Annotated in this window: 2 protein-coding genes; both read right to left on the bottom strand. The window is 71.9% G+C overall.

Translation table 11 applies throughout. The features are described from left to right. On the bottom strand, positions 1-2,346 hold a 2,346-nt coding region (locus G6019_RS06600), incomplete at its 3' end, for an arabinosyltransferase domain-containing protein (protein WP_182627246.1). Positions 2,347-2,368: 22 nt separating this feature from the next. Beyond that, the coding region (locus tag G6019_RS06595; protein ID WP_182627244.1) for an arabinosyltransferase C-terminal domain-containing protein at positions 2,369-2,943 on the bottom strand (575 nt) is incomplete at its 5' end.

Genomic DNA, 2,943 nt, shown 5'->3' with positions numbered 1-2,943 from the left:
CGGGGTGAACCCCGAGTTCTCGCCGGCCTCGATGGCCGCCGCACGGTCCGCGGGGTCGATCGACCCGTCCGGGCCGGGGGTCGCGGCGAGCGGGGTGAGCATGCCGTCGTTGGCGTCGGGCTCCACCAGGACGCGGTCGGCGAGCATGCACGGGTTGCCGGCGAGGGCGGAGAAGTTGCCCGCCGCGATCGTGTACGCGGGGTACTGCTTGTGGACCCCCTTGGCGAACGAGGCGATGGAGAAGACGACGAGCAGCCCCGCGACCACCGCGATGGGTGCGGCGGCGATGGTCCGCATACGCCGACGGCCCTCACGGGTCCTGGGCGCCTGCGTGCCGGTGTAATCCTGGCGGAGGTGCTGCCATCCGGCGTAGGCGAAGGTCAGTACCGCCAGGCCCAGCAGGACGGTGGCCGCGTCGATGCCCCGGATGCTGGGGGCCTTGTCCCACCAGGGGATGCCGTAACTCGAGACGTACCACCAGCCGTTGGGGCCGGCGAAGGCCAGGGCGAGCACCACCAGGGTGATGCCCAGGAACACGGTCCTGTTGCGGGCGGTGCGGACCGCGGACGCGGCGATGGCCATGGCGCCGAGCGCCGCGATCGCCGCGCCGATCCCCGCGTACACACCGAAGTGGTGGGTCCACTTGGTGGGGGAGAACATCATGAAGAAGGCGGTGCCCACGACCACGCCGACCAGGCGCCAGACGGGCCCCGAGGCCGCGCCCGGGATCTTGCCGCGGCGCAGCAGGGTGCCGATCACCATGACGAGGCACAGCAGGACCAGCAACACCGGGAGTCGACGGGAGAGCGAACCGTCGACGGTCGGGATCATCAGGTAGTAGTAGCGGACGAACTCCTCGAACCAGTTCAGGTTGGGGCCGATCTCGCCGCGCACCCGGATCGCCTCGAGTACCGAGGCCAGGGACTGGATGCCGAAGACGCTGATGAGCACCATGGTCCCCGCGGCGAGTACCGGCGCGACCAGGGCCAGGCGTGAGCCGACCTCGCGTCCGCGCACCACGACGGTGCGCAGGACAGGGCGCAGCCCCATGACGAGTGCGGCGACGGCCATCAGTCCGGTGGGGCCGGTGGCCAGGGAGAAGGAGGCGAGGATCACCGCGACCGCGTACGGCAACATGCGCCGGGTGGCGATGGCGCGTTCGACCGACGTCCAGGTGAGCAGTGCGCCGAGGGCGATGACGGGCTCGGGCCGCAGGCCGTTGTTGAAGGCCATCCAGAAGGCGAGGAACACGGCGGCGGCGCTCCACACCACCACCGGGGTGGTCCGTGCGGCGCGGCCGAGCCGCGGCAGGACCTCGCGGCTGATGACGAGCCAGCACAGGATCGCCGCGATCAGCGCGGGCAGCCGCATCCACGGGCTGGCGGTGGACACGTGGGCGAGCATCGTGAGCAGGTCGTAGTAGGGGGAGCCGAACGGCGATTCCGGGACCCCGTACCAGCGGTAGTAGTTGGCCATGTAGCCGGCGGGGTCCGCGGCCCGGGCCATCGACATGATGTACCCGTCGTCGGAGGTGTTGCCGCCGACGAAGTGCCACACACCGAGCGTGCCGATCACGGCCACGTCCGGGAGCCGGATCCTGAACCACCCGCGGGGCAGGAAGCGGCGGGACCGGCGACCGTCGGTCTGGTCGAGTCCGTGCAGGGCCCACAGGGCCACGGCGGTGGCGATCAAGCCGATCACGATGGCCGCCCACTTCAGGGCGGTCGGGTCGGTGGTGAAGCGCGAATCGACGTCGACGACCACCTCGAGGCCTGCCGGGACGGCGGTGTCGGACGGCAGGTCGGTGTAGATGCCCACGACCATCGGCCGCAGGTCGTCGGCGTCGACCCGGCGGGTCGCGGCGGGGTCGTCGATACCCTCGAACGACGCCTCGACATAGGTCGGAGTCGCCACCACGCTCAGCTGGCCGCACCCGCCCCCGGCGACCTGGTCACGCGGTGCGGAGACGATGACCCGGTTGCGGGAGACCACGTCGACGGTGTCCGCGGAGGCCCGGACGAACAGGGCCCGGTCGCCCGCCTCCTCGCCGCCCGCCGGGGCGGTCGACAGCAGGATCCCGCCGTCGGCGGGCAGGTCCGCGACCAGGGCGCAGGGGACGGTCGCGGTGAACCGCTGAGGCGAATGCGCCATCAGCGGCGCGGTCACCGAGTCGACCGATCCGTTCTGTGGCCACTGCACGCTCGAGGTGGTCTGGCTGACCGGGAGGAACGGCAGGGACAGGAAGCACAGGGTGCCCAGGAGTCCGCTGACGATGGCGATGAGGCGGAGCCTCGCGACACGGGCGTCGGCGGCGACCGGGCCGGAAGCTGCGGGGGAGTCTGACACGACGTCCGATTCTAGGCGACGGTCACCTCATGGGACCCGGCGTGGTCCAGCCCCACTGGACGGAACTGCTGCGCACGAGGTCGGCGGGCGTCGCGCCGGGGTCGAGGGGTTCGAACCGTTGGAGGGAGCCCCAGTCCCTCGACCAGTCGTGGTCGAGGTAGGTGGGGACGGTGACGGCCTCCACCGTCTGCGTGGTCCACAACAGGGGCCCGCCGCCGCCCGCACTCTGCCACCAGTTGGCGGCGGCCGAGGACTCGCGGTCGGCGAGGATCCGGTAGCGGGGGATCTCGGCGACCCCGCCGTTGTGGACGAAGGGGCGTTGGCACGGGAAGGCCAGCGCCACCACCCAGTCGACGAGCACCGGGTCGGTGTGGCCCACGACCTCGTCGAGAGTGCGAAGGCGCGGGTTCCGCGGCGGGGTCACGGCGAGCCACCAGTCGGGGTCCAGGTTGCCGTCGGTCGCCACCACGCGCACGACCTCGGCGTCGGCGGGGATCGATTCGAGGGGGATCCTCAGGTTGCGCCAGGCGGGGGCCGGGCCGATGTCGACGGGGGTCGTGGAGCCCATGACCTCGAAGTCGGTGGGGCCCGCCGCAC

It is taken from the genome of Dietzia sp. DQ12-76, assembly GCF_014145045.1.
Taxonomy (GTDB): domain Bacteria; phylum Actinomycetota; class Actinomycetes; order Mycobacteriales; family Mycobacteriaceae; genus Dietzia.
Note: the sequence above shows the minus strand (reverse complement) of the source record. Positions and strands in the feature narration are given on the sequence as shown.